Annotated in this window: 4 protein-coding genes; all 4 read right to left on the bottom strand. The window is 70.7% G+C overall.

Annotated elements, in window-relative coordinates; translation table 11 throughout:
- Positions 1-123: 123 nt before the first annotated feature.
- The 4 genes from ABZ863_RS35530 to ABZ863_RS35545 are packed head-to-tail and all read right to left on the bottom strand — an operon-like array spanning position 124 to position 1,849.
- A complete protein-coding gene (locus tag ABZ863_RS35530) occupies positions 124-399 on the bottom strand; it encodes a hypothetical protein (RefSeq protein WP_358290360.1) in 276 nt (91 codons plus the stop codon).
- Positions 396-686: a hypothetical protein gene (locus tag ABZ863_RS35535; RefSeq protein ID WP_129813001.1), complete on the bottom strand. Its 291-nt coding sequence runs from the start codon at positions 684-686 to the stop codon at positions 396-398. Before ABZ863_RS35535 ends, ABZ863_RS35530 begins: the two co-directional genes overlap by 4 nt.
- Before the next feature lie 30 nt (positions 687-716).
- Positions 717-1,478, bottom strand: coding sequence for an NUDIX domain-containing protein (locus ABZ863_RS35540; protein WP_358290357.1), 762 nt, complete (start codon positions 1,476-1,478; stop codon positions 717-719).
- Positions 1,475-1,849 (bottom strand): HIT domain-containing protein, encoded by a 375-nt coding sequence (locus ABZ863_RS35545; RefSeq protein ID WP_358290355.1) that lies wholly within the window; start codon positions 1,847-1,849, stop codon positions 1,475-1,477. Before ABZ863_RS35545 ends, ABZ863_RS35540 begins: the two co-directional genes overlap by 4 nt.
- Positions 1,850-2,141: the final 292 nt, after the last annotated feature.

Consider the following 2,141-nt stretch of genomic DNA (forward strand, 5'->3'; position numbering starts at 1 on the left):
CGATCACGAACTGACCGGTGTCGAGGTAGGCGTTGTGGGCGCCGCCCTGAGCGTGTGCGAGGTCCGCATCGAGCTGGGGCCCGGCACTATCTCTGCCGGGGGTCGCCGTGTGCTGCCGGAGGGTCAGGGTCCGGCGATGAGCCACAGGATCAGAGCTGCATTCAGCTCCGCGTGGTAGCGGTAGATCACGGAGATCCCGCGCCCGCCCGTGTCCTCGGGCAGTACCTCGATTGCCCATGAGGACGATTCCGGGTCGGCGTCCGGCAGGCCACGGGCCCGCTCGCCGTCGGGGTCCGTCTCGATGTACCGGCGGACCGACTCGACGGCCGCCCGCTCACCGGCCGTCAGGCCGGTGAGCGCCTTCTCGGCGGCGTCGCTGTAGAACGTGGGCGTCGTCACCGCGCCTTCCTCGCATCCGCCATCTTCTGGCCCAGCTCGAAGGCCACCTCGGCAGTGCTCTGCATCAGCGCGGTCATCGCCTGCGGGTCGCACCGCAGGAGGACGCGGTGCCTGTACGCCTGGGTGATCTCCCGGACGCGGGCGAGGTCGTCCAGGTTCGCCGCAGCCAGCTCCGCCTCGAACTCCTGGAGGTCTCCGGGGAACCCCCAGATCGCGAGCGCGTTGCGCAGCTCGGCCAGCGTGCGCATCGGCGGTACGGCGTGGTGCTCCTCGGGTTGTGCTGTCATGCCTCTCCTTCCGTCGATGGTTCGAGTGTCCTACTTGTGCTGGCCGTCGGTGGCCCTGTCGAGGATGTCCGTGTCCCGGGCCGCCGCCGTGCGGCTGGTCTCGCCCCGGTCCGCGGCGAGGTGGTCCAGGGCGCGCTGGAGCAGGGGCCGATGTGCGGCGTACAGGCGCCTGCCGGCGGCGGTGATAGCGGCGTCGAGGAGGTCGAGCGAGCCGAAGGGGTACCAGTTGGCGTCGAGGGCGTCATCGGCCGCGACGGCGGTCACGGTGGCGGGCAGCAGGTACAGGGCGCTGGTACTGGCGACCCAGGCGTGGTCGCTGTTGCGCCAGTCGTCCACGAGGTCCCGGCCGAGGATGACCGGGCGGTGGCCGGTGAGGTCGACTCCGGTCTCCTCGCGCAGCTCGCGGACCAGGGCGGCCGGGGCGGTCTCGCCGGGGTCGACCATCCCGCCGGGGATCGCCTCCACGCCGATGTCGTCACGGGTGATCAGCAGCACCCGGCGGTGGTCGCCGGTCCCCGCGACGACGATGGGGTCCGCCGCCGCGTTCTCCCCCCACTTGCCCAGGTTCCGGCCGCACCGGCCGGTGCGGCCGGCGGGGTTCACCGGCCAGCCCTGCTGGTCGAGCCCGTACGGGACGAGCGCATCCGCCTGGCGCTGGGGCCAGTCGTGCACATCGGTCGGTGTGGGGGCTGCCTCGGCCCAGTCGGGCACATGCTCGGCGAGGGCGGCGGGCAGCAGCTCCGGCGGCGTGATGTCCGAGGGGGTGTAGGCGATCTGCCGGTCCTTGGTCATCGGGACTCTCCGGTCTTGGTCGCGGTCTGCTGGGGGGTCCACGGCAGGGGCAGGTCGTCGCCCTCTTCACGAGGAACTACGTGGACGTGAAGGTGGAAAACGGTCTGTGTGGCGGCGCTGCCGCGGCTGGTGATGATGTTGGCGTTGGGGTGTTCGGCCATCAGCTCGGCGGCGCGGACCATGGTGCGGCCGGTCACCTCGGGGTCGGTGCCGGCGTCCGCTACGTGCACACGCGGCAGCACGAGAACGTGGCCCTCGGTGCAGCCGCCGCGCGGCAGGATCGCGATGGCGTCGTCCCACTCCCGGACGATCGTGGCCGGGGCGTCGCCCGCCACGATCGCGCAGAACACACAGTCAGCGGTCTGTGTCACGTGTCCTCCTGTACAGGGGTTCGCTTTCTTTCTCGCAACCTTTTCCGCTTGCGATAACGCAATCATGCAGACTCTGAGTCTGCATGCCTAGGGTGCGGCCTCACGGATCAGAGGACTGCGGCCACGCGCTCGGCGAGCCACCGGGCCGCGTTGACGCTGACGGCGTTCCCGGCCTGAAGGATGCGCTCGGCCTGGTTGGCCCCGGCGTCCTATCTCTGACCCACGGTGCAAAGTAGCCGTCAGTGGTCCTCTGGCTGGTGGTCCCAGAGGTGGACGGTCTCGTCGACCTTGA

It is taken from the genome of Saccharomonospora sp. NPDC046836, from assembly GCF_040645195.1.
Lineage (GTDB): Bacteria > Actinomycetota > Actinomycetes > Mycobacteriales > Pseudonocardiaceae > Prauserella_A.

Coding starts and splice junctions, on each gene's coding strand:
- ABZ863_RS35540 (WP_358290357.1), bottom strand. CDS start 1,478: ATGACCAAGGACCGGCAGATCGCCTACACCCCCTCGGACATCACGCCG.
- ABZ863_RS35535 (WP_129813001.1), bottom strand. CDS start 686: ATGACAGCACAACCCGAGGAGCACCACGCCGTACCGCCGATGCGCACG.